The organism is Limnohabitans sp. 2KL-51, assembly GCF_003063645.1.
Lineage (GTDB): Bacteria > Pseudomonadota > Gammaproteobacteria > Burkholderiales > Burkholderiaceae_C > Limnohabitans_A.
Map to the genome: position 1 here is coordinate 224985 of NZ_NESJ01000002.1, position 20027 is coordinate 245011.

The following is a 20027-nucleotide window of genomic DNA, read 5'->3' on the forward strand; positions in this document are numbered from 1 at the left end:
CGGTTATAAAGAACGACTGTGTCCAAAAATCCACTGTTTGATCCCCGACAAGTCCCAGTTTGGCAAATCGACCACGAAATGCCCGCTGTGCCGACTGCTTTTTTGCAGCCCGAAGCCCTGAAGGCCCGGTTTGAGCAGCCGCCTGAGTGGCAGCCGGAAGTGGTGCGCGAAAGCTTCACCTCTGAACGCCCCCCTGCCCAAGCGGCAGTGCTGGTGCCCATTGTGATGCGAGGGCCTCAAGCTTCCTCACCCACGGTGTTGCTGACGCGCCGCGCCGCTCACATGAAGACCCATTCGGGTCAAATTGCCTTTCCAGGTGGGAAAGTGGACCCCGTGGACGCCAACATGCAGGCCACCGCTTTGCGCGAGGCTGAAGAGGAAGTGGGCTTGTCGGCCCGCCACGTGGAGGTCATTGGCGAGTTGCCCATTTACATCACGGGCACTTCGTTCTGGGTGACGCCGGTGATTGGCCTGGTCTCGCCCGATTTCGAATTGCTTATCAATGCCGACGAAGTGGAAGATGTGTTTGAGGTGCCTTTGTCTTTTTTGATGAACCCGGCCAACCACCGGCGACATGCCTTCGATTGGCAAGGGTCTCAGCGACAATGGTTTTCAATGCCGTACGAGGAGTGCCGAATCGCCCCCAATGGCGAAGTCCAGACGGTGGAACATTTCATCTGGGGTGCCACGGCCGGGATGCTGCGCAATTTCTACCGCTTCCTGGCTGCCAACCCGTCAACATGAGAATGCCATGAGTTTTTTTGCCATCTTGCTGGCCCTGGTGCTGGAGCAAGCCCGCCCCCTCAAGACCGACAACCAGGTCTTTGCCGCTGTCGAGCAATGGACGGCCTGGGTGGTGCGCACCTTCGACGCAGGCACCCGTCCACAGGCTTGGGTGACATGGGGTATCACCGTTTTGTCCCCTGCCTTGCTGGCCGTGCTAGTGCATTGGTTGCTCGATTGGACGCTGGGCTGGTGGGTGGCTGTGCTCTGGAATGTGGCCCTGCTTTATGTGACGCTGGGTTTCCGTCAATTCAGCCACCACTTTACTGGCATCCGCGAAGCCCTGGAAAACGGCGACGAAGACAAAGCCCGCGAGTTTCTGGCGCAATGGCAGCAGGTGCAGGTGGGACAAATTCCGCGCAGCGAAATCGTGCGGCACGTGATCGAGTACTCGGTGATCGCCGCGCACCGCCATGTGTTCGGGGTGTTTTTTTGGTACGCCGCCCTGTCCATCATCGGCCTGGGGCCAGTGGGTGCGGTGATTTACCGCCTGACAGAATTCACCCAGCGCCGCTGGCAAGCACCTTCAGCCGATGGCTCTTTGCCCAGCGAGGTTTTGCGCTCCGTCTCGACAAGGGCGTGGCAGGCCGTGGACTGGCTACCCTCGCACATGACGGCTTTGGGCTTTGCAATTGTGGGCAGCTTTGAAGATGCCATGGACGGCTGGCGACAACACGCACAGAATTTTCCGCAAGACAATGATGGGGTGATCCTGGCGGCAACGGCAGGGGCCATCAACATCCGTTTGGGTGGCGCTGCTTTGCAACCCGTGGTCGAGGGCATGACAACGCCCGACAATCAGGACAGCAGCAGTACCCCCGGGCGTGTGGCCAGCGTGGCCCACTTTGCCCAAGTGGTGGGCCTGGTCTGGCGCACCGTCATCATGTGGTTGGTGCTGGTGGCCTTGCTGACCATGGCCAATTTGGTGGGCTAAAGTCGCCCTGCCCTTCACCAGCGCTGCTGGCCCAACTCTTCAAACAGCTGCGCGTAAATGCGGTGACGGCGTACGCTGATGGTGCCGGGGTGCTCAGCGGTTTCTACTTGCGCCAAAACGGCGCAACCGGGCTCGTGCAAATGCGTGCAGTTGTAGAACTTGCAGCCGCCCAAATGCTGGCGCAAATCGGGCATGCAGTCGGCCAGGCGGGTGGGCTCGATGTGGTGCAGGCCAAACTCCTGAAAGCCAGGTGAATCGATCAAGGCCGTCCGAGCAGCGCCATCTTCAGCAGACCCATCCAGCGCGGGCACCCAGTACCAACGCGTGCTGGTCGTGGTGTGCTTGCCCGAGTTGAGCGCCAGCGAAATCTCACCCGTCTCGACCAGCGCATCGGGCACCAAGCGGTTGATCAGCGTGCTTTTGCCACTGCCCGACGGCCCCAGCACCAAGGTGGTCAGGCCTTGCAAATGCTTGCACAAGGCGGCCACGCCGTCGTCGGCTACCGGGCTGCGCGGGCTCAGGCTGATGGGCATGACGCTGTAACCCATGGCGCGGTAAGGGGCCAGGCGCTCCCAAGCTTGGGCAAAGGGCTGAGCCAAATCACTCTTGTTGAGCGCGATGATGGGCGTGATGCGCTCGGCCTCGGCCGCCACCAAGGCGCGTGAGAGTTGGCTTTCCGAATACTCGGGGTCGGCTGCAATCAAGATCAGCACGCGGTCCAGATTGGCTGCAAAGGATTTGGTGCGTATTTCGTCTTGCCGGTAAAACAGGTTGCGGCGCTCCTGCAGTTTTTCGATGCTGCCCTCATCGCCTGCGATTTGCCACAGCACCTGGTCGCCCACCACCACCTGGTTTTTTTTTCCACGCGGGTGGCAAATCAGGCGTCGGCCTTCGGGTGTCTCGACCAGGCAGTGGCGGCCATAGGTGGCGACCACCAAGCCCGGCTCCAGATCGTGGGCCTGGGGCAAGGCCGGTCGAGTTTTGGGTTTGTTCATTCAGGCTTTTGCCACTAAAAAGGCGTCGGTCTGGGTGGCCGCCTCAAAATCGAGTCGGCTCAGGCCGCGCACATCGTGCGTGTTCCAGCGCACCACACAACGTTTGTAGGTCAACACCAGCTCGGGGTGGTGGTTGAGCTTTTCAGACAACCAGCCCACGCTGTTGACGAACAGCAGTGCGTGTGTGTGCTCGGCAAACTCAAAGGTCTTTTCAATGGCAATGTTGTCGCCATCGCCCGACAAGCCCCAACCCGAAATTTGGCTCAGTGCCATGATGATCTCGGTGGGCTTGAGGGCCCTCACTTCTGGGATGCTCATGCGGTTTTCATCCGCAGCAAACGCTCGCTGGCCGGGGGGTGCGAGTAATAAAACTTCACATACCAAGGGTCGGGCGTGAGGGTCGAGGCGTTGTCCTGGTAAAGCTTGAGCAGGGCCGAAGACAAGTCTGCGCCCGGGGTTTGCGACACGGCATAGGCATCGGCCTCGAACTCTTGCTGGCGCGATCGCCAGGACGATACGGGCGCAAAGAACAAAGTGAATACGGGCGTGACCAGCATGAACAACACCAGCGCCAGCGCATCGTTGCTGCCCGACAAATTGGGCATTACGCCCAAGCCTGTGTAAAACCAAACCTGCTGCGCCAACCAGCCCAGCAGCGCCAGCCCGGCCAACGTCATGGCAAAACTGGTCACCATCATTTTCACGATGTGTTTGTGCTTGAAGTGGCCCAGCTCATGGGCCAGCACTGCTTCCATTTCAGCCGGGCTCAGTTGCTTGAGCAATGTGTCGAAAAACACCACGCGCTTGCTGGCCCCAAAGCCTGTGAAAAAAGCATTGGAATGCGCCGAGCGGCGGCTGCCGTCCATCACAAAAAAACCTTTGGCGGTGAAGCCTGCGCGTTGCATCAGGCCCTGCACACGGGCCTTGAGCGACTCGTCTTCCAAAGGCGTGAATTTGTTGAACAGCGGCATGATCACATTCGGGGCAATCGCCATCAAAAACAATTGCCAGCCCACCAACACGCCCCAGGCCCACAGCCACCACCATTCGCCTCCGGTTTGCATGAGCCACAGCACCACCGACAAAAGCGGCAGGCCCAGCACCAAACCCAGCGCCAGGCCTTTGGCCATGTCGCCCAGCCACAAAGCGGGTGTGATCTTGTTGAAGCCAAAGCGCTGCTCCACGCCAAAGGTTTGCATGAGCGACAGGGGCAATCCGATCAGACCGCCGACCAGCGTGAAGCCCAGCACCAGCGCGATTTGCTGCGCCATGCCCGGGCCCATCCAATCCAGCAGCACCTGGTTGAGCGAATCGAGCCCGCCCAGCAGCGTCCAGCCCAGCAGCACGGCGGCATCCAGAGCAATGTCGATTTGCGACAGACGGGCTTTGGCCAGGGTGTAATCGGCCGCTTTTTGGTGGTCGGTCAAGGTCATGGTTTCGGTATAAGCCTGCGGCACCGCGCTTCGGTGGCGTGCCACATGCCGCACCTGGCGGGCGTTCAGCCAAAACTTGAGCGCCACATGGGCCAGCAAGGCCACCACCAGAGTCAGGGTCAAAGTCAGGGAAGCATTCATCGCTGTATTGTAGAAGCGGCCTTGTCTTGTTGAGCTTGGCAAGGGCTTGTGTGCCCATGCAGCGGGCCAGCATCAGCGACAATCAACGCATGTCTGACGTGAACACCCCCCCCCAAGAAGCGGCACAGCTGCCCAAGTCTGACCAAAACCTGGTCTGGATCGATTGTGAAATGACGGGCCTGGACCCTGAAAAAGAACGACTGCTGGAGATCGCCGTCATCGTGACCGGCCCGCACCTCACGCCCCGCATTGAAGGCCCGGTGCTGGTGATTCACCAAAGCGACGAGCTGCTCAACCAAATGGACAAGTGGAACAAGGGCACCCACGGCAAAAGCGGCTTGATCGACAAGGTCAAAGCCTCCACCACGAGCGAAGCCGATGCCGAAGAACAGATTCTGGCCTTTCTGAAAAAGTACCTGCCCAAGAGCGCCTCCCCACTGTGCGGCAACACCATCAGTCAGGACCGCCGTTTTTTGGTCAAGTACATGCCCAAGCTGGAAGCGTTTTTCCACTACCGCAATCTGGATGTAAGTACCCTCAAAGAGTTGTCTCGCCGCTGGAAGCCCGAGGTGTACGCCAGTTTCAAAAAGCAGCAAAAGCACACCGCCCTGGCCGACGTGCACGAATCGATCGATGAGCTGGCACATTACCGCGAGCATTTCATCCGTTTGTGATTTTTCAGGGAAAACCCTAGCGGTTTTTTCTGATCCGTGCCATAATAGTGGGCTCGCTGTACAAAGGTGCAGCGTTTCATACATCTCCCTTCATGCCTTGACCCAACGATAGGGTCACTCACAGCGGCCAGGCTCCACGCCCAGCGCCACTCGCGAGCACCGTTTGATGGTTGATGTTTTTTCAACCTTGCGGTGCCTGCGGCCATCAGCAACAGTTTTCTGTTAGCGGCCGTTGTTCCGTGCGAGTTTTATACATACACATGACCGACACTTTGAACACAGTGCAGGACGACTTGTCGCCTGCCGAAATCACATCCATCCCCACCGAGTCCACGGCACAGAGCGCCCCGACCAACCTGGCCACTGAAATCATGGTCGCTGCGGCGGCCGAAATCACCCCCGAAGCCGCTCCTGAAGCCACGACTGCAGTGGCCGAAGAAGTCGAAGCCATCGTCGACATGCCTAACGGTTTCGTTGAGTTGGGCCTGGCCCCTGAGCTGGTGCAAGCCGTGGCCGATCTGGGCTACACCCAGCCAACCGCTGTGCAATTGCGCACCATTCCTTTGGCTTTGCCCACTGCAGGCGGCTCCAAAGACGGCAAGTCCAATGGCTACACCGACATGATGGTGTCCAGCCAGACCGGCAGCGGCAAAACCGCCGCCTTTTTGCTACCCGTTTTGCACACCCTGATTCAGCAAATGGCCGAGCAAGAAGCTGCTGAACGCGCCGAATTCGACCAAGCCTGCGCCGACGCCGTTGCCAAAGGCGAACCCGCCCCCAAGCGCTCCAAGCGCAAAGACCCCACCAACCCACGCAACTTCAAGGCCCCGACACCTGGCGCCCTGATAGTCTGCCCAACGCGCGAACTGGCCCAGCAAGTGGCGCAAGACGCCATCGAGCTGGTCAAGCACACGCGTGGTCTGCGCGTTGCCAACGTGGTCGGCGGCATGCCTTACCAACTGCAAATTGCCAAGCTGCAAAACGCCAACCTGGTGGTTGCCACACCCGGCCGTTTGCTGGACCTGCAGCGCTCCATGCAAATCAAACTGGACCAAGTGCAGTTTTTGGTAGTGGACGAAGCTGACCGCATGCTCGATCTGGGCTTCTCGGACGACTTGGCCGACATCAACGACATGACCAGCCAACGTCGCCAGACCATGATGTTCAGCGCCACCTTCGCGCCGCGCATTCAGCAACTGGCCATGCGCGTGATGCACGACGGCGGTTCTTCGGTCCAGAAAATCCAGATCGACAACCCCCAAGAAAAGCACAACAACATCAAGCAGGTGCTTTTCTGGGCCGACAACGCCCAACACAAGCGCCAGATGCTGGACCACTGGTTGCGTGACGCCACGATCGACCAAGCCATCGTGTTCTCCAGCACCCAAATCGAGTGCGACGGCCTGGCCGCTGACTTGCAGCAAGACGGCTTCTCGGCTGTGGCCCTGCACGGCGCCTTGAGCCAAGGCATGCGCAACCGCCGCCTGATGGCCTTGCGCAACGGTCAAGTCCAGATTTTGGTCGCCACCGACGTGGCCGCTCGCGGCATCGACGTGCCCACCATCACCCACGTCTTTAACTTCGGCTTGCCGATGAAGGCCGAGGACTATACCCACCGCATTGGCCGTACAGGCCGCGCTGGCCGCGACGGCTTGGCTGTGACCTTCGCTGAGATTCGTGACCGCCGCAAGATCAGTGACATCGAGTCCTACACACGCCAGCCGTTCAAGGCCGAAGTGATTCCAGGCCTCGAGCCCAAAGTGCGCATGCCCGAAGCCCGCAAGCCCATGGGCCGTGGCGGTGACCGCTTTGGCGGCGAGCGCAATTACGCCAACGCAGGTGGTGGTTTCCGTGGTGGCCGTCCCGCCCCCGGTGGCCGTGACTTCGGTGGCAACCGTGACCGCGACAATGGTGGTGGCGGCTTTGACAACCGCGCCCCTCGTGGCAACTTCCGCGATGAGCAGCCACGCTTTGAGCAGCGCAGCGAACCCCGCTTCGATGCCCGCAAAGACGGCGGCCGTTTTGACGCCCCCCGTGGTGACAACCGCGGTGGTGACCGCTTTGAGCAGCGCGCTGCACCTGCGCACCCTTGGGACAAGGGCGACAGCCGCCCTGCCCCGCGCCAAGACGCACGCCAGGACGGTCCACGTCAAGGCGGCCGCTGGGAAGATCGTGGTGGTGACAACCGCAACGCCGCCCGTCCTGCCCCTCGCGGTGCAGCGGGTGCAGGTGACAAGTTTGCCCGCGGCCCTAAACAGTTTGGTGCCGGCAACTTCAAACCCCATGCTGCTGGCGAAGGTCCTGCAGGCAAGCGTGGTGGCACCCGCGTGCTGAAAATCACGCGCGCTTGATCCTTGTCCTGGGCTCGACCCAGGACTTCAAGATCCCCTCCAAGGTCTTGCCCTCACCGGCAAGGCCTTTTTTCATGGCCGGGTGGCATGCATGTGCGCATGAACGAGGGCTTTGAAGCGCCCATAAAAAAACCGCCCTGGGCGCAAACCCGGGCGGTTTTTTCGTACGAACGAAAAGGCTTTACGCTTTGGCAGCAGGTGCTGCTTTGCGCTGAGGCAACTTTTCCTTGATACGTGCCGACTTGCCGCTGCGGTCGCGCAGGTAGTACAGCTTGGCGCGGCGAACATCACCACGGCGTTTGACTTCGATACTGGCGATCACAGGGCTGTAAGTTTGGAACGTGCGTTCCACACCTTCGCCACTGGAGATCTTGCGCACAGTGAAGCCGCTGTTCAGACCACGGTTACGCTTGGCGATCACAACACCTTCGTAGGCTTGGACACGCTTGCGCGCACCTTCCACCACGTTGACGCTGACGATCACGGTGTCGCCGGGAGAAAACTCAGGAATCACTTTACCCAAACGGGCAATTTCTTCCTGCTCAAGAGTTTGAATCAAATTCATTTTTTGAACTCCGTCCGATCATGCCTCGCTACACAAGGGGCGTTCTGTGTTGTAAGGGCCATACACAAGCATGACTGAACCAGATCGCGGCGGGTAGAGGATCGAAAAGCCTTTGATTATAACTTTTTCAAACCCTGTTGAGAGAACTTATTGGACCGAGCAGGATTAACGTTGTTTCAGTAAGGTCTCGTCCTGGCGACTGAGATGGCCCGCCGCACGGGCTTGGTCTATCAACTCTGGTCGATGCAAGGCCGTCAAACGAAGGCTTTGCTCTCGTCGCCAGCGCTCGATGTGCGCATGGTGGCCTGACATCAATTCAGGCGGTACGGCGTGACCTTGCCAAACTTCGGGCCGGGTGTAGTGCGGGCTGTCCAGCAAACCATCGAGCGCTGGGTTGAAGCTGTCCAATTGGTGGCTACCCTCGTCATTGAGCACACCCGGTTGCAAACGGGCTACCGCGTCCAGCAAGGCCATGGCGGCGATTTCACCGCCCGACAGCACAAAATCACCTAAGCTGATTTGCTGGTCAACGTGTTGGTCGATGAAGCGTTGGTCCACGCCTTCGTAGCGGCCGCACAACAACACAGCGCCCTCGCTGCCAGACCATTGCGCCACAGCGGTGTGATTCAAAGCCCGACCGATCGGGGAAAACAACACCAAAGGCGCAGGCATCGCCTCTTGACGCTCTTCACGAATGGCATTGAGGCATTTGAACAAGGGTTCGGCCAGCATGACCATACCTGGGCCGCCGCCAAAGGAGCGGTCGTCCACACGACGGTAATTGCCTTCAGCATGGTCGCGGGGATTCCACAAACGCACATCCACCAAGCCGCTTTCGTAGGCACGGCGCGTGATGCCACTGGTCAGCAGCGGCGCAAACAACTCGGGAAACAGGGTGATGATGTCAAAGCGCATGGATGGCCCCCACTGCTGTGGCTGCGATTCAGTAATCGAGCTGCCAGTCAACGGTGATGCGTTTGCCGGGCAGATCGACCGCATCGACGAACGCCGCAACAAAAGGAATCATGCGCTCAACGGCTTTTCCGCCTTCGACTTCTGAAGGCGCCTCAATGACAAGCACCGTTTGTGGGCCTGTGGACATGAGGTCACGCACCAGACCCAGGTCGATACCCTCTCGGTTGAGCACCTGCAAGCCCAGCAAATCAACCCAGTAATACTCGCCATCGGCCACAGCAGGAAAGCTGGAACGGGGGATGAAAATGCGCGCGCCACGCAAAGACTCTGCCGCATTGCGGTCGTCTATGCCTTGAGCAAAGGCCACCACCGTATCGGAATGATTTTTGACTTCTTTGATGGGGAGCAACAAGGGCTCAACCCAAATTGCCTGACCCGGTGCAACTTGGGCAGCCTCTGTCGGACGTTTGGGCTTCATTGGCCTGTCAGGCGGCAACAAGAACCACTGCTTGGAAGAAAAAAGCGCCTCGGGGGAGGCGCTGTGGGGCAAGACTTTGAACCAGCCTTTGATACCCCAGGCATCGGTGATGCGCCCGATTTCGATGGCGTCAGCCGGCAAAGCGGCTGTATCCAAGACGGGGCGCATGGGCTTTAACGGCCTATCAGACTGCGGCTTTGCCGGCCTGGCGGATCAGGCGTTCCACAGTGGGAGAAGCCTGGGCACCAACGCCCGTCCAGTAGGTTAGGCGGTCTTGAGCGATGCGCAAACCCTCTTCGCCGCCTTTTGCTGTGGGGTTGTAGAAACCAATGCGCTCGAGGAAGCGACCATCGCGTCGCACGCGCTTGTCAGCGACGACGATGTTGAAAAAAGGACGTGCTTTAGAGCCGCCGCGGTTCAGACGAATAACAACCATGATTTATCCTTGGGTGGTTGGGTCTGTCCGGAACAAATGCCGGTCAACCCGTTTTCTATCAGCGTTTGAGACACGCAACTGGCCACCCGGCCAGTGACACACTGATTAGCCCACTATTATACAACGAGAGCCTTGTCTCTGATCCGACCCTGCCGCGACAAAGACGTCGTCGCATTCACCGCCATTTACGGCCACCACGTGCTCACCGGCACAGGCACCTTCGAAATCGCCCCCCACCGAGGCCGATAGGGCGGGCCGCCTGGCGCGTTGGGGTGCGCACATTTTTGGCGGTCATTGGCGATTCTGCCGATGCGGGCTCGATATGGTCATAAAAAAAAGCCTTTGAGTGCAGTTGACAGCACTGCTCCGCAATAATCAACAAGATGAAAAACAAAACAATTGCAACTTGGTTGGCTTTTTGGACGGGCCCTCTGGGCCTTCACCGCTTTTACCTTTACGGATTTTCAGACACGCTGGCCTGGTTGCTGCCTATTCCAACGGCACTGGGTTTTTATGGGCTGGAGCGTGTGCAGCAGTTGGGCCAAGACGACACGCTCAGTTGGTTGCTGATCCCCTTACTGGGGTTCACGATTGCGGGCTGCGCTTTGAACGCCATTGTTTACGGCCTGAGCGGCATTGAAAAGTGGAATGCCAAATTCAACCCCGAAGGCGACGAACTCAACCCAGCAGGCCGCACCCACTGGGGCACAGTCATCGGCATCGCCAGCGCATTGCTGCTGGGCACCACCGCCTTGATGGCGAGCCTGGTCTTCAGCTTCCAGCGCTATTTCGAATACCAGATCGAGGCCGCCCGCCTGATCAGCCAGTAAAGCCTGCACCAGATTAGGCAACGCCTGGCGCATCCTCTGGCACGCGTTCAATGCCCTGCCCGGCCACACGCATCAAGTCTTCAGAGCTGACGCGCTCTGGCCACACATCGGCCAAGGGAAAGAGCACAAAGGCTCTTTCACGCCAGCGCGGATGGGGCACCGTCAGGCGCGGGCTGAGCACCTGGGCGTCGCCGTAGAAAAGCAAATCCAAATCCAAAGTTCTTGGGGCATGCAGATAAGGTCGCAATCGGCCTGCTTGGTTTTCGATGGCCTGCAAAGCATCCAGCAAATCGGGGGCCGTCAAGCCCGTCTCGATGCGGGCCACAGCATTGAAAAAATCCGGCCCCTGAGTCTCGTGAGGCGCTGTGCGGTAAATGTGCGAAGAGTTTGTGAGTTGCGTATCGGGCAACAGCGCCAAGGCATCGAAGGCTTCCCGCGCCCTCTGCCGTGCGTCGCCCAAATTGGCCCCAATGGCCACATAAGCGGTCACGCTCTGACGCGGCAAGAGGGTCATAGGCGAGGTTCAGGGTTCAATCAGGGCCGACTCACGCCAGAATCAGCAGCCGAATCGCTCCCCTCACCGGGTTTACGACGGCGGCGGCGGCGTTTTCTGGGCTCGCCAACGCCAGCGTTATCTGCATCTGAAGCAGCGGGCATTGTGTCCAGTGGTGCAGGCGCTGGCGCACCTTCTGGTCGGGGTGCTCGGCGCACACGCGGCTTGGCTGCCTGAGAGATCTGTTGCTCGGCCTTGGCAACCTGCACCAAATCTTCCCGCTCTGAATCGCTGGCCATGCTGAATTCTTGCCACCAGTCAGCCAGTCGAATATCCACTTCTTCGATGTCAGCACGCAGCCGCAAAAAGTCAAAGCCTGCGCGAAATCGCGGCTGTTCGACAAGGCCAAACGGTGCGCTGCCCACCCGCTTTTCAAAGCGCGGCTGCATCATCCAGATCTCACGCATGTCAGCCGCCAGCTTGCCTCTACCGGACACATCGCCGATGCGTGCATCAAACACCTCGTCAATCGCATCCTGCAAAGCCGGGTGCGGGTGCTCTTTGCGAGCCAGGCGTTTGGCCCAGCCTTCGCGCACATCGGCCCAGAGCACACAGGCCAGCAAGAAGCTCGGGGCGACCGGCTTGCCCTCGCCCACGCGCCGGTCGGTGTCGGCCAGCGCCACTTGCACAAAAGCACTGTCCACCCGCTCCACCACCACATCCAGCAAAGGGTAAATGCCGGTGGCCAGGCCCAGCTTTTTCAGCTGCTCAATGGACGCCAGCGCATGTCCTGTTTGCAGCAGCTTGAGCATCTCGTCAAACAAACGGCTTTGCGGCACATCGGCCAGCAAAGTGGCCGACTGGGTCAGCGGCTTGGCGGTCTTGGTCTCCAGTTTGAAGCCTAAGTGGCTGAGTTTGGCGGCAAAACGCACGGCACGAATGATGCGCACCGGGTCTTCGCGGTAACGCGCCACAGGATCGCCAATCATGCGCAGGACGCGTTTTTTCGAATCCTGAATGCCCCCGTGGTAGTCCACCACGATCTGCGACTCGGGGTCGTAGTACATGGCGTTCACGGTGAAGTCGCGGCGCGTGGCGTCTTCGTCTTGTGGGCCCCAGACGTTGTCGCGCAGCACACGGCCTGAGGAGTCCACCGCGTGCTTCATGCCCGCCAACTCACTCTTACTGGTGCGTTCGTTGCCTTTGACCTGCTCAGCCGCCGCGTTGTCCAGGTGCGCCCGGAAGGTGGAGACTTCGATCACTTCGTTGTCGCGCCCCCGGCCGTAGACCACATGCACGATGCGAAAGCGCCGGCCGATGATGAAAGCACGGCGAAACAGGCCCTTGACCTGCTCTGGCGTAGCATTGGTGGCCACGTCAAAGTCTTTGGGACGCAGGCCCAGCAGCAAGTCGCGCACTGCGCCGCCCACTATGTAGGCCTCAAAACCGGCTTGCTGCAGGGTGCGCGTCACGTTGATGGCGCGCTCGTCCACCAGGTTCGGGTCGATGCCGTGAACATTCGCGGGCACCTCGGTGCGGCTGCCAAAATGGGGTTTGTTAGTTTTGGGCGCTTTGCCCATCAACTTGTCGATGAATTGTTTGATCATTCTTGAAAGAGTTCGAGGATGCGCCAGCCACGCTCTGTGGCCAGTTGACGCAACCGAGCGTCAGGGTTCGTTGCCACCGGATGGTGGGCTTTTTCCAGAAGCGGCAGATCGTTCGTGGAGTCAGAATAAAAGGTCATCTCCACATCGCCCCAGTCCAAGCCTTTTTGGCCTAACCAATCGGCGACCCTGGAGACTTTACCCTCGCGAAACGACGGAGTGCCCCTGATCTCGCCCGTGATCCAGCCGCTGGCATCGCGCTCAAGCTCTACCGCAATCAGCTCATTCACCCCAAACGCCTGGGCAATCGGACGGGTCACAAACTCGTTGGTGGCGGTCACGATGATGACCGTATCACCCGCATGTTGGTGCGATCGTACCAGCGCCAGCGCCTCTGGAGTGATGCGCGGGCGGATCACCTCGTTCATGTAACGGGCGTGGGCTTGGGCCGCCTCGGCTGCGCCGCGCTCGCAGGTGGCGCGGGTGGCAAAGCGTACGTAATCATGAATATCGAGTGTGCCCGCCTGATAGTGGGCATAAAACTCGTCGTTGCGCTGGCCGAACACCACCGGGTCGGTCCAACCCATTTCGGTGGTGAACTGACCCCAGCTGTGGTCAGAGTCCAGCGGCAGCAAGGTGTGGTCCAGGTCAAACAGGGCGAGTTTCATTCATTCTCCAGCATCGCACGCACCAACGGGATGGTCAGGCCGCGCTGCGTTTGCAAGGCGTAGTGGTCCAAATGGTCGAGCAGCTGCATCAGGCTGCCCAAATCACGCGAAAAGCGCTTGAGCATGTAAGACATGACCTCGTCGCTCAAGAACAGGCCCCGGACGTCAGCCTCTTGTTGCAGCACGGCACGGCGCTCGGGCTCTCCAAGGACCTGCAGGGCCTCGATGTGGCCCCAGCCCAAGCGGCTGCGCAAGTCGTCGCGCAGCTTCAGATCGGCCGGGGGCAAAGCCCCTGCGGCCAAGACCCAGCGCGGCGTGCCGCAGCGGGGCGTCAAAGCGTTGACAAACCAATTGAAGGCGGTGTGTTGTTGCTCGGCGTTGTACAGGTGCACATCGTCCATCAGCACGGCAACCCATCCGTCGTTGAACTCGGGCGGGTCCATGCTGTGGGCATCCAGCCACCCGACCTGCGTGCCCAGCTCTAGCAGCGCATGGTGCACCGCGTGTAGCAAATGGGTTTTGCCTGAACCGCTTTCGCCCCACAAATAAGTGGGCACGGGGGAGCGGCTTCCCGTTGCGGTCCACAAACGCAAGTGGCTCAAGGCCGCCGCGTTGGGGCCTGCAAAAAAATTGTCCAGCGTGGGCGTTGAAGCCAAGCCGATGTCCAAAGCCAGTTGCTTCATGCCCGGTCTGGTCCCTGCTTGGCATCGTCAGAACCGCTTTTTTGGTAAAGATCGCTTTGCAGGTATTGGTGACGCAAACGGCGCAAGCCCACCAACAAGACGGCACTGGCTGGCAAGGCGATCAGCACACCCACAAAACCCAGCACCTGACCAAAAGCCATCAAGGCCAAAATCACAGCCAGCGGGTGCAAGCCGATGCGCTCCCCCACCAGGCGAGGCGTCAGCACAAAGCTCTCAAGCAACTGCCCCAGGCCGTAGACCACGGCCACCATCATCACGGCTTGCGAGGGCGCCAACTGCAGCAAGCCCGCCAACAGCGCCAGCACCAGGCCCAGGCCAAAACCCAGGTAAGGCACAAACACGGCCAGCCCGGTGAACACGCCGATGGGCAGCGCCAGATCCAGACCAAACAAACTCAGGCCCAATGCGTAAAACACGGCCAGTGCCAGCATCACCAGCGTCTGCCCGCGCAGGTACTCGCCCAGCACCTCGTCGCAGTCGTGCATGAAGCCATCAAATCGCTCGCGCCAAGCCGGTGGCACCAACTCCAGCACACTGTTGACCAGCCGAGTCCAGTCGTACAACATGTAAAACAAAGCAACGGGCACCAGCACCGCATAACCCGCCAAGGCCAGCGCCACGCTGCCGCCGAGTTTGAGCGAGGACATGAGCGGGGCCCACCAATCTTCGCGGTTCGCGCTCAGGTAAGTCACCAGTTGTTTCTTCAGCTCGCCCAGATCCAGCGAGACATTCAGGCCCAGCTGGGCCAACAAAGGGTTGATGGCATCGCCCACGCGGTCGAGCAGCAAAGGCAGTTGCTGCTGCAACAGGGGCCATTCGCGCACCAGGATCGGCACCAGCAACAAAAACAAACCCAAAAGGGACAGCAAGGCCAGCGCCTCCACCAACACCACCGCCAGGGCACGAGGCAAACGCCCACCGGATACACCCTCAAGCCTGATCACCAAGGGGTGCAGAACATAGGCCATGACCGCTGCAATGACAAACGGGGCCAGCACCGGGGCGAGCAACCATAAAACCAGCACGGCCAGCAGGGCCACGCCCAGCCAGGCGGCCAGTCGGGTCATCAAAAAAGGAAGGGGGGCTTGCATGCAGTCTCTTGTTTTGTCAGGGCCTGGCCCGAGGGCTCAGGGCTAACCCTTAAAATAAGCATTGATTTTAGTCTGCAAGCCCCGTTTATTGGCCCTCTCCCCATTCACAAGCCCCAACCGGGCCAAATCCATGACTCAAACCCCTCTTTCCTACAAAGACGCTGGCGTCGACATCGTTGCCGGAGACGCGCTGGTCGAACGCATCAAGCCCCTGGCCAAGAAAACCATGCGCGAAGGCGTGCTGGCCGGCATCGGCGGCTTTGGCGCGCTGTTTGAAGTGCCCAAGCGCTACAAAGAGCCCGTGCTGGTGAGCGGCACCGACGGCGTGGGCACCAAACTCAAGCTGGCCTTTGAATGGAACATGCACGACACCGTGGGCATCGATCTGGTGGCCATGAGCGTGAACGATGTGCTGGTGCAAGGGGCCGAGCCCTTATTCTTCCTGGATTACTTTGCCTGCGGCAAACTGGATGTGGACACCGCCGTCGCCGTGGTGGGCGGCATTGCCAAAGGTTGCGAACTGTCGGGCTGCGCTTTGATCGGCGGCGAAACCGCCGAGATGCCCGGCATGTACCCCTCTGGCGAATACGACCTGGCCGGTTTTGCGGTCGGTGCCGTCGAAAAATCCAAAATCCTCACGGGACAAAACGTGAAAGCGGGCGATGTGGTTCTGGGCCTGGCGTCCAGCGGCGTGCACTCCAACGGTTTTTCCCTCGTGCGCAAATGCATTGAGCGCGCAGGTGCCAACACCCCGGCCACGCTCGACGGCAAACCCTTCAAGCAAGCCCTGATGGAGCCCACCCGCCTGTATGTGCTGAACGTGTTGGCGGCGCTGGCGGCGCATCCGAACACGGAAGATGCCTCTGGCATCAAGGCATTGGCCCACATCACCGGTGGCGGTTTGCTAGAAAACATCCCCCGCGTGTTGCCCGATGGCCTGGCTGCGCACCTGCAAAAAGGCAGCTGGCCCCAAACCGATCTGTTTGCCTGGCTGCAAAAGACGGCTGGCATCGACGACATCGAAATGAACCGCACCTTCAACAACGGCATCGGCATGGTGGTGGTCATCGACGCGGCCGAATCCGAGGCCTGCGCCGCCACACTGCGCGGCTTGGGTGAAGCGGTTTACACGATCGGCCGCATCGCGCCGCAAGGCGATGGCGCGCAGGTGGTGGTGGCCTGAGCTTTTGGGCCTCAAGCCATTGGGCTCGTAAACTAACAATTGAGGCCGAATCAGGGCCCAGTCAAAGCGCAGAAAGCTCGCTGACCCGGTTGCGCAAAGCCGCTGTGTCGGGCGCTGCCGGCACGGCCTCCAAATACTGCCTCAGGTCCTGCAAGGCCTCGTGCACATGCCCCAACTCGGCGTGCACCAAGCCCCGGTCGCGTCGCTCGTCCCAAGCCTCGGGCAGCAAAACCACCAACCGCTCGAGCACCTGCAACATGCGGGGCCAATCTTCTTGCGAGCGAAAAATTTCTTTCAGATTGCGCAACATGCGGGCCAGCATGTCGCGGGGCGGGCAGGCTTGCAAATACAAGCCCAAAGGGGTTTCACCCTCGTCCAAGTCGGGGGCAGCGAACTGGTCTTCGGGGGCCCTGTAAGGACTCAGCCGATCTGACAAACTGTCCAACCCCAAGGACTCGCCCGTGAGCGGATCCAACACCACCAAGCCGCCCTCCAGCGTCACTTTGACCAAAAAATGGCCAGGAAAGGAAATGCCTTGGGCCTGCAAGTCCAAGGCTTGAGCCAACTCCAGCCAAATCACTGCCAGTGAGATCGGAATCCCCCGGCGCGTGCGCAACACGTCGAAGATGTAACTGTTTTCAGGGGCGTAATAGTCGTTGGCATTCATCCCAAAACCCAGGTCTTTGTAAAACACCTGCGTCAAGTTGGCCAATCGGGTCAGGTCATCGGCCGCCTCGGGCATGCGCGCCTTCACCCTTTTGACCAAGCGCGCCACATCGTCGAGCACCTGCTGCACATCCAGCGTAGGTTCTTCATCCTGCGCCAAACTGGCCGCAGCCTCCAGCAAGGGGAACTGATCGTCGCTTTGCACCAAGCTGGCAAAGTAACTGAGCGGGGTCGGGGGGGATAAATTCAAAGGCATTTGGAATGGTTCAACGCTTGAGAAAGGCCTTGAGCCGCAAACCCGTGGCCCACAATACACCAAAATAAAGCAAGGCAGAGCCCGCCAAAACCGCCACCATCCAGCCGATGCGCAGCCAGGCCTCTTGGCGCAAGGCAACCCAAGGCAAATGGTTCGCAGCGAACCACAGCAAGGCGGTCAACAAACTCGTGGCCAGCAGCACCTGCAAGCCAAAGCGCCACCAGCCGGGTTGTGGCTTGTAACTGCCCCGGCGCAACAGACCCACCAGCAGCCACAAGGCATTGACCAAAGCGCCCAAGCCAATGGACAGCGCCAGCCCGGCGTGGGCCAGATAAGGCACCAGCAGTACGTTCAAGACCTGCGTGAGCACCAGCACCACCACCGCGATGCGCACCGGCGTGCGAATGTCTTGGCTGGCATAGTAACCCGGAGCCAACACCTTGATCGCCACCAGGCCCAGCAAGCCCACACCGTAACCCGTCAAAGCCAAGGTGGTTTGCTGCACATCGCGGTCGGTGAAGGCCCCATAGTGGTAAAGCACCGACACCAGCGGCTGCGAAAACACCAGCAAAGCCGCCGCACAAGGCAAGGCCAGCAGCAACACCAAACGCAAACCCCAGTCGAGCATGGCCGCATAACGTTCAGTGTCTCCTGTGGCTTTGGCTGCGGCCAATTGCGGCATCAGCACCACGCCCAGCGCCACGCCCAAAATGGCCGTCGGGAACTCCATCAAACGGTCGGCATAAGTCAACCAACTGACGCTGCCCGGAGCCATATAAGAAGCGATCTGGGTGTTGATGAGCAAAGAAATTTGGGCCACGCCCACGCCCAGCAAAGCCGGCCCCATCAGGCGCAGGATGTTCAAAGTGGCGGGGTTGGTCCAGGCTTTCTTGACGGCGCGGGGCCGCACGCCCAGGCGGGGCAACAAACCCAGCCGGGCCAAGGCCGGAATTTGCACCGCCAACTGCAAAACACCGCCCACCATCACTCCCACGGGCAAGGCGTAAATAGCTTCCACACCTTGCTTGGCCAACCAGGGCGACAAAAACCAAGTGGCGGCGATCACGCTCACATTCAGCAGCACGGGCGTGGCTGCGGGCACAGCAAAACGCTTCCAGGTGTTCAAAATCCCCGCCGACAAGGCCACCATGGACATGAAGGCGATGTAGGGAAACATCCAACTTGTCATGTTCACGGCGGCTTCATAACCCCGGGCATCTTGCTGCAAACCACTGGCCAAGGCCCACACCAGCCAAGGTGAGGCCAGCACACCCAAGACTGACAAAGCCAGCACCGACCAGGCCAGGGCCGTGGCCACGCTGTCGATCACCTCGCGGGTGGCTTCGTCGCCATGCTGGGCACGGCTGGCGGCCAGCACTGGCACAAAGGCCTGGCTGAACGCCCCCTCGGCAAACAGCCGACGAAACAAGTTGGGAATGCGAAAGGCCACATTGAAGGCGTCGGTCAAGGCGCTGGCCCCGAACATGGAGGCGATGAGCAGCTCGCGCACCAAACCCGTGACCCGGGAGGCCAGGGTAAAAATCGACACGACAGAAGCAGATCTAAGGAGGCTCACAAAGGGCGAGTGTAGCGGTCGCTTTCTGACTGACCCGCAAGGCCATGGCGACGACGGGGATTGGCGCGCAGGCCAAGGCTGGCGCTCACTACTCAGAGCAGAACGCTCGCTGAAGGTCTGCTAGAATATTCGGTTCGCTGGACATCATCCTCAGACATTGAAAGAATTTATACATGGCATCCGCTAAACCCAAAAAGAAAAACCCCCGCCTTGCTTCTGGCCGCAAACGCGTCCGTCAAGACGTCAAAATTAATGCCGCGAACTCTTCGTTGCGCTCCAAATACCGCACTGCTGTGAAAAACGTCGAAAAAGCCGTTGCAGCAGGCGACAAGTCCAAAGCCACAGAGTTGTTTGCCAAAATGCAAACCGTGGTGGACATCATTGCCGACAAGGGCATCTTCCACAAGAACAAGGCAGCTCGTGACAAGAGCCGCCTGAGCGCCAAAGTCAAGACCTTGGCCCTTTCCGCAGCGCCTGCTGCAGCCTGATCCGCTCCACCAGATCAACAGCCCGGCGAGGCCAGTCCTCGCTGCCGTTTGAAACGGGTGCGCTGTCCGCGAAAACTAAACCGCCTTCGGGCGGTTTTTTCATGGTCGCTCGTAACCCGCCGGGGGCAGGGCATTAGCGGGTTCCTCATGACTCGTTTCGCTCGCAAAAATCGTCACACACCAATGCCCTGCCCCCGGCTTTGTGGGCTCAACATGAAAAAACCGCCCGAAGGCGGTTTGGTTTTTTTGGTCGGGTTATTTTTGGGAGGGTGGGTCAGGCAACAAACAGGCTTCAGCCACTTGCAAGCCGTTGTCGCGCGCGAAGTTCATCACGAAATCCCAGGCCATGACGTTGTGATCGCGCAGATCGTGATTCACGATGACACACTTCACCCCCGCCAAGGTGGTGGGAATGCACCAAGGCGAATAACTCAGGTGACTGCCGGGGGAGGCGCCGCCGGGGCGAAAGGGGCTCATGACGCCCGCCAAGCGTTCGGCCCAGTCGCTGGGCCTGAAAGGCTTGCCTTCCTGGGTGATGCCCTGGATGAAGACTTCTTTGGCGTTGTTGGAAACCATCGGATAGAGGTGTAATTCGGTCGGACCTGCAGGGCGGGATCGCCACCCACGGGTTTACCCAAGTATTCTATCTTATATAAGACTTAAAGCCATTCAAAATCCCTTGGTAAAAGGCTGGAAAGGACAGGCCGCCTCTCGCCCTTTCTGCCTCTAAAATCTCACTCCAACGGCTCTTGATGTTGAGCCG

The 20027-nt window shown here is 59.7% G+C and carries 22 protein-coding genes; 7 read left to right on the plus strand and 15 right to left on the minus strand.

Features of this window, described 5'->3' with window-relative positions:
• Positions 1 to 78 precede the first annotated feature (78 nt).
• Positions 79 to 744: a CoA pyrophosphatase gene (locus tag B9Z49_RS02610; RefSeq protein ID WP_108351880.1), complete on the plus strand. Its 666-nt coding sequence runs from the start codon at positions 79 to 81 to the stop codon at positions 742 to 744.
• Between the two features lie 7 nt (positions 745 to 751).
• Positions 752 to 1717 (plus strand): CobD/CbiB family protein, encoded by a 966-nt coding sequence (locus B9Z49_RS02615; protein ID WP_108351881.1) that lies wholly within the window; start codon positions 752 to 754, stop codon positions 1715 to 1717.
• A gap of 14 nt (positions 1718 to 1731) precedes the next feature.
• Here the strand turns inward: B9Z49_RS02615 and rsgA are convergent, their stop codons facing one another.
• From rsgA to B9Z49_RS02630, 3 genes are read right to left on the minus strand one after another with little or no spacing between them, the layout of a single operon-like run.
• Positions 1732 to 2712, minus strand: coding sequence for a ribosome small subunit-dependent GTPase A (rsgA, locus tag B9Z49_RS02620; protein WP_108351882.1), 981 nt, complete (start codon positions 2710 to 2712; stop codon positions 1732 to 1734).
• Complete coding sequence (locus tag B9Z49_RS02625) at positions 2713 to 3030, minus strand: 4a-hydroxytetrahydrobiopterin dehydratase (RefSeq protein WP_108351883.1); 318 nt, start codon at positions 3028 to 3030, stop codon at positions 2713 to 2715. It lies immediately after the preceding gene.
• Entirely contained in the window at positions 3027 to 4286 is a 1260-nt protein-coding gene (locus tag B9Z49_RS02630; protein ID WP_108351884.1) for a M48 family metallopeptidase, read from the minus strand. Before B9Z49_RS02630 ends, B9Z49_RS02625 begins: the two co-directional genes overlap by 4 nt.
• 89 nt (positions 4287 to 4375) lie before the next feature.
• Here B9Z49_RS02630 and orn point away from each other — a divergent pair, with 89 nt between their 5' ends.
• Both orn and B9Z49_RS02640 read left to right on the plus strand, forming a co-directional pair.
• Positions 4376 to 4960, plus strand: a complete 585-nt coding sequence (gene orn / locus B9Z49_RS02635; RefSeq protein WP_108351998.1) for an oligoribonuclease — start codon at positions 4376 to 4378, stop codon at positions 4958 to 4960.
• Between the two features lie 260 nt (positions 4961 to 5220).
• Positions 5221 to 7311: a DEAD/DEAH box helicase gene (locus B9Z49_RS02640; RefSeq protein ID WP_108351885.1), complete on the plus strand. Its 2091-nt coding sequence runs from the start codon at positions 5221 to 5223 to the stop codon at positions 7309 to 7311.
• Positions 7312 to 7492: 181 nt separating this feature from the next.
• On the opposite strand, the gene rplS is transcribed toward B9Z49_RS02640, so the two are convergent.
• The 4 genes from rplS to rpsP all read right to left on the minus strand — a co-directional run bounded on the left by rplS (position 7493) and on the right by rpsP (position 9705).
• A complete protein-coding gene (gene rplS / locus B9Z49_RS02645) occupies positions 7493 to 7876 on the minus strand; it encodes a 50S ribosomal protein L19 (RefSeq protein ID WP_090045435.1) in 384 nt (127 codons plus the stop codon).
• 165 nt (positions 7877 to 8041) lie between these two features.
• A complete protein-coding gene (trmD, locus tag B9Z49_RS02650) occupies positions 8042 to 8791 on the minus strand; it encodes a tRNA (guanosine(37)-N1)-methyltransferase TrmD (RefSeq protein ID WP_108351886.1) in 750 nt (249 codons plus the stop codon).
• A gap of 28 nt (positions 8792 to 8819) precedes the next feature.
• A complete protein-coding gene (gene rimM / locus B9Z49_RS02655; protein ID WP_108351887.1) occupies positions 8820 to 9437 on the minus strand; it encodes a ribosome maturation factor RimM in 618 nt (205 codons plus the stop codon).
• A gap of 16 nt (positions 9438 to 9453) precedes the next feature.
• Positions 9454 to 9705, minus strand: a complete 252-nt coding sequence (gene rpsP / locus B9Z49_RS02660; protein WP_108351888.1) for a 30S ribosomal protein S16 — start codon at positions 9703 to 9705, stop codon at positions 9454 to 9456.
• Between the two features lie 383 nt (positions 9706 to 10088).
• Between rpsP and B9Z49_RS02670 the strand changes: the two genes are divergently transcribed.
• Positions 10089 to 10535 (plus strand): hypothetical protein, encoded by a 447-nt coding sequence (locus B9Z49_RS02670; RefSeq protein WP_108351889.1) that lies wholly within the window; start codon positions 10089 to 10091, stop codon positions 10533 to 10535.
• Between the two features lie 13 nt (positions 10536 to 10548).
• On the opposite strand, the gene folK is transcribed toward B9Z49_RS02670, so the two are convergent.
• From folK to B9Z49_RS02695, 5 genes are read right to left on the minus strand one after another with little or no spacing between them, the layout of a single operon-like run.
• Entirely contained in the window at positions 10549 to 11049 is a 501-nt protein-coding gene (folK, locus tag B9Z49_RS02675) for a 2-amino-4-hydroxy-6-hydroxymethyldihydropteridine diphosphokinase (RefSeq protein WP_108351890.1), read from the minus strand.
• Positions 11050 to 11069: 20 nt separating this feature from the next.
• Positions 11070 to 12635 (minus strand): polynucleotide adenylyltransferase PcnB, encoded by a 1566-nt coding sequence (gene pcnB, locus B9Z49_RS02680; RefSeq protein ID WP_108351891.1) that lies wholly within the window; start codon positions 12633 to 12635, stop codon positions 11070 to 11072.
• Positions 12632 to 13300, minus strand: a complete 669-nt coding sequence (locus B9Z49_RS02685) for an HAD family phosphatase (protein ID WP_108351892.1) — start codon at positions 13298 to 13300, stop codon at positions 12632 to 12634. The genes pcnB and B9Z49_RS02685 overlap by 4 nt, the downstream gene beginning before the upstream one ends.
• Positions 13297 to 13983: a DnaA regulatory inactivator Hda gene (gene hda / locus B9Z49_RS02690; RefSeq protein ID WP_108351893.1), complete on the minus strand. Its 687-nt coding sequence runs from the start codon at positions 13981 to 13983 to the stop codon at positions 13297 to 13299. Before hda ends, B9Z49_RS02685 begins: the two co-directional genes overlap by 4 nt.
• On the minus strand, positions 13980 to 15095 hold the full coding sequence (locus tag B9Z49_RS02695) for an AI-2E family transporter (RefSeq protein ID WP_233254483.1): 1116 nt from the start codon (positions 15093 to 15095) through the stop codon (positions 13980 to 13982). Before B9Z49_RS02695 ends, hda begins: the two co-directional genes overlap by 4 nt.
• Positions 15096 to 15225: 130 nt before the next feature.
• On the opposite strand from B9Z49_RS02695, the gene purM reads away from it, so the two are divergent.
• Positions 15226 to 16278 carry a phosphoribosylformylglycinamidine cyclo-ligase gene (gene purM / locus B9Z49_RS02700; protein ID WP_108351894.1) on the plus strand — a complete coding sequence of 351 codons (1053 nt, stop codon included), beginning with the start codon at positions 15226 to 15228 and terminating at the stop codon, positions 16276 to 16278.
• Positions 16279 to 16339: 61 nt separating this feature from the next.
• Here purM and B9Z49_RS02705 read toward each other — a convergent pair whose 3' ends face one another.
• Positions 16340 to 17200 (minus strand): SirB1 family protein, encoded by an 861-nt coding sequence (locus tag B9Z49_RS02705; RefSeq protein ID WP_108351895.1) that lies wholly within the window; start codon positions 17198 to 17200, stop codon positions 16340 to 16342.
• A 10-nt stretch (positions 17201 to 17210) separates the two neighbouring features.
• Positions 17211 to 18776 (minus strand): murein biosynthesis integral membrane protein MurJ, encoded by a 1566-nt coding sequence (gene murJ, locus B9Z49_RS02710; RefSeq protein WP_108351896.1) that lies wholly within the window; start codon positions 18774 to 18776, stop codon positions 17211 to 17213.
• A 173-nt stretch (positions 18777 to 18949) separates the two neighbouring features.
• Here murJ and rpsT point away from each other — a divergent pair, with 173 nt between their 5' ends.
• On the plus strand, positions 18950 to 19264 hold the full coding sequence (gene rpsT / locus B9Z49_RS02715) for a 30S ribosomal protein S20 (RefSeq protein WP_108351897.1): 315 nt from the start codon (positions 18950 to 18952) through the stop codon (positions 19262 to 19264).
• Between the two features lie 255 nt (positions 19265 to 19519).
• Here rpsT and B9Z49_RS02720 read toward each other — a convergent pair whose 3' ends face one another.
• Entirely contained in the window at positions 19520 to 19840 is a 321-nt protein-coding gene (locus tag B9Z49_RS02720; protein WP_108351898.1) for a DUF3579 domain-containing protein, read from the minus strand.
• Positions 19841 to 20027 lie beyond the last annotated feature (187 nt).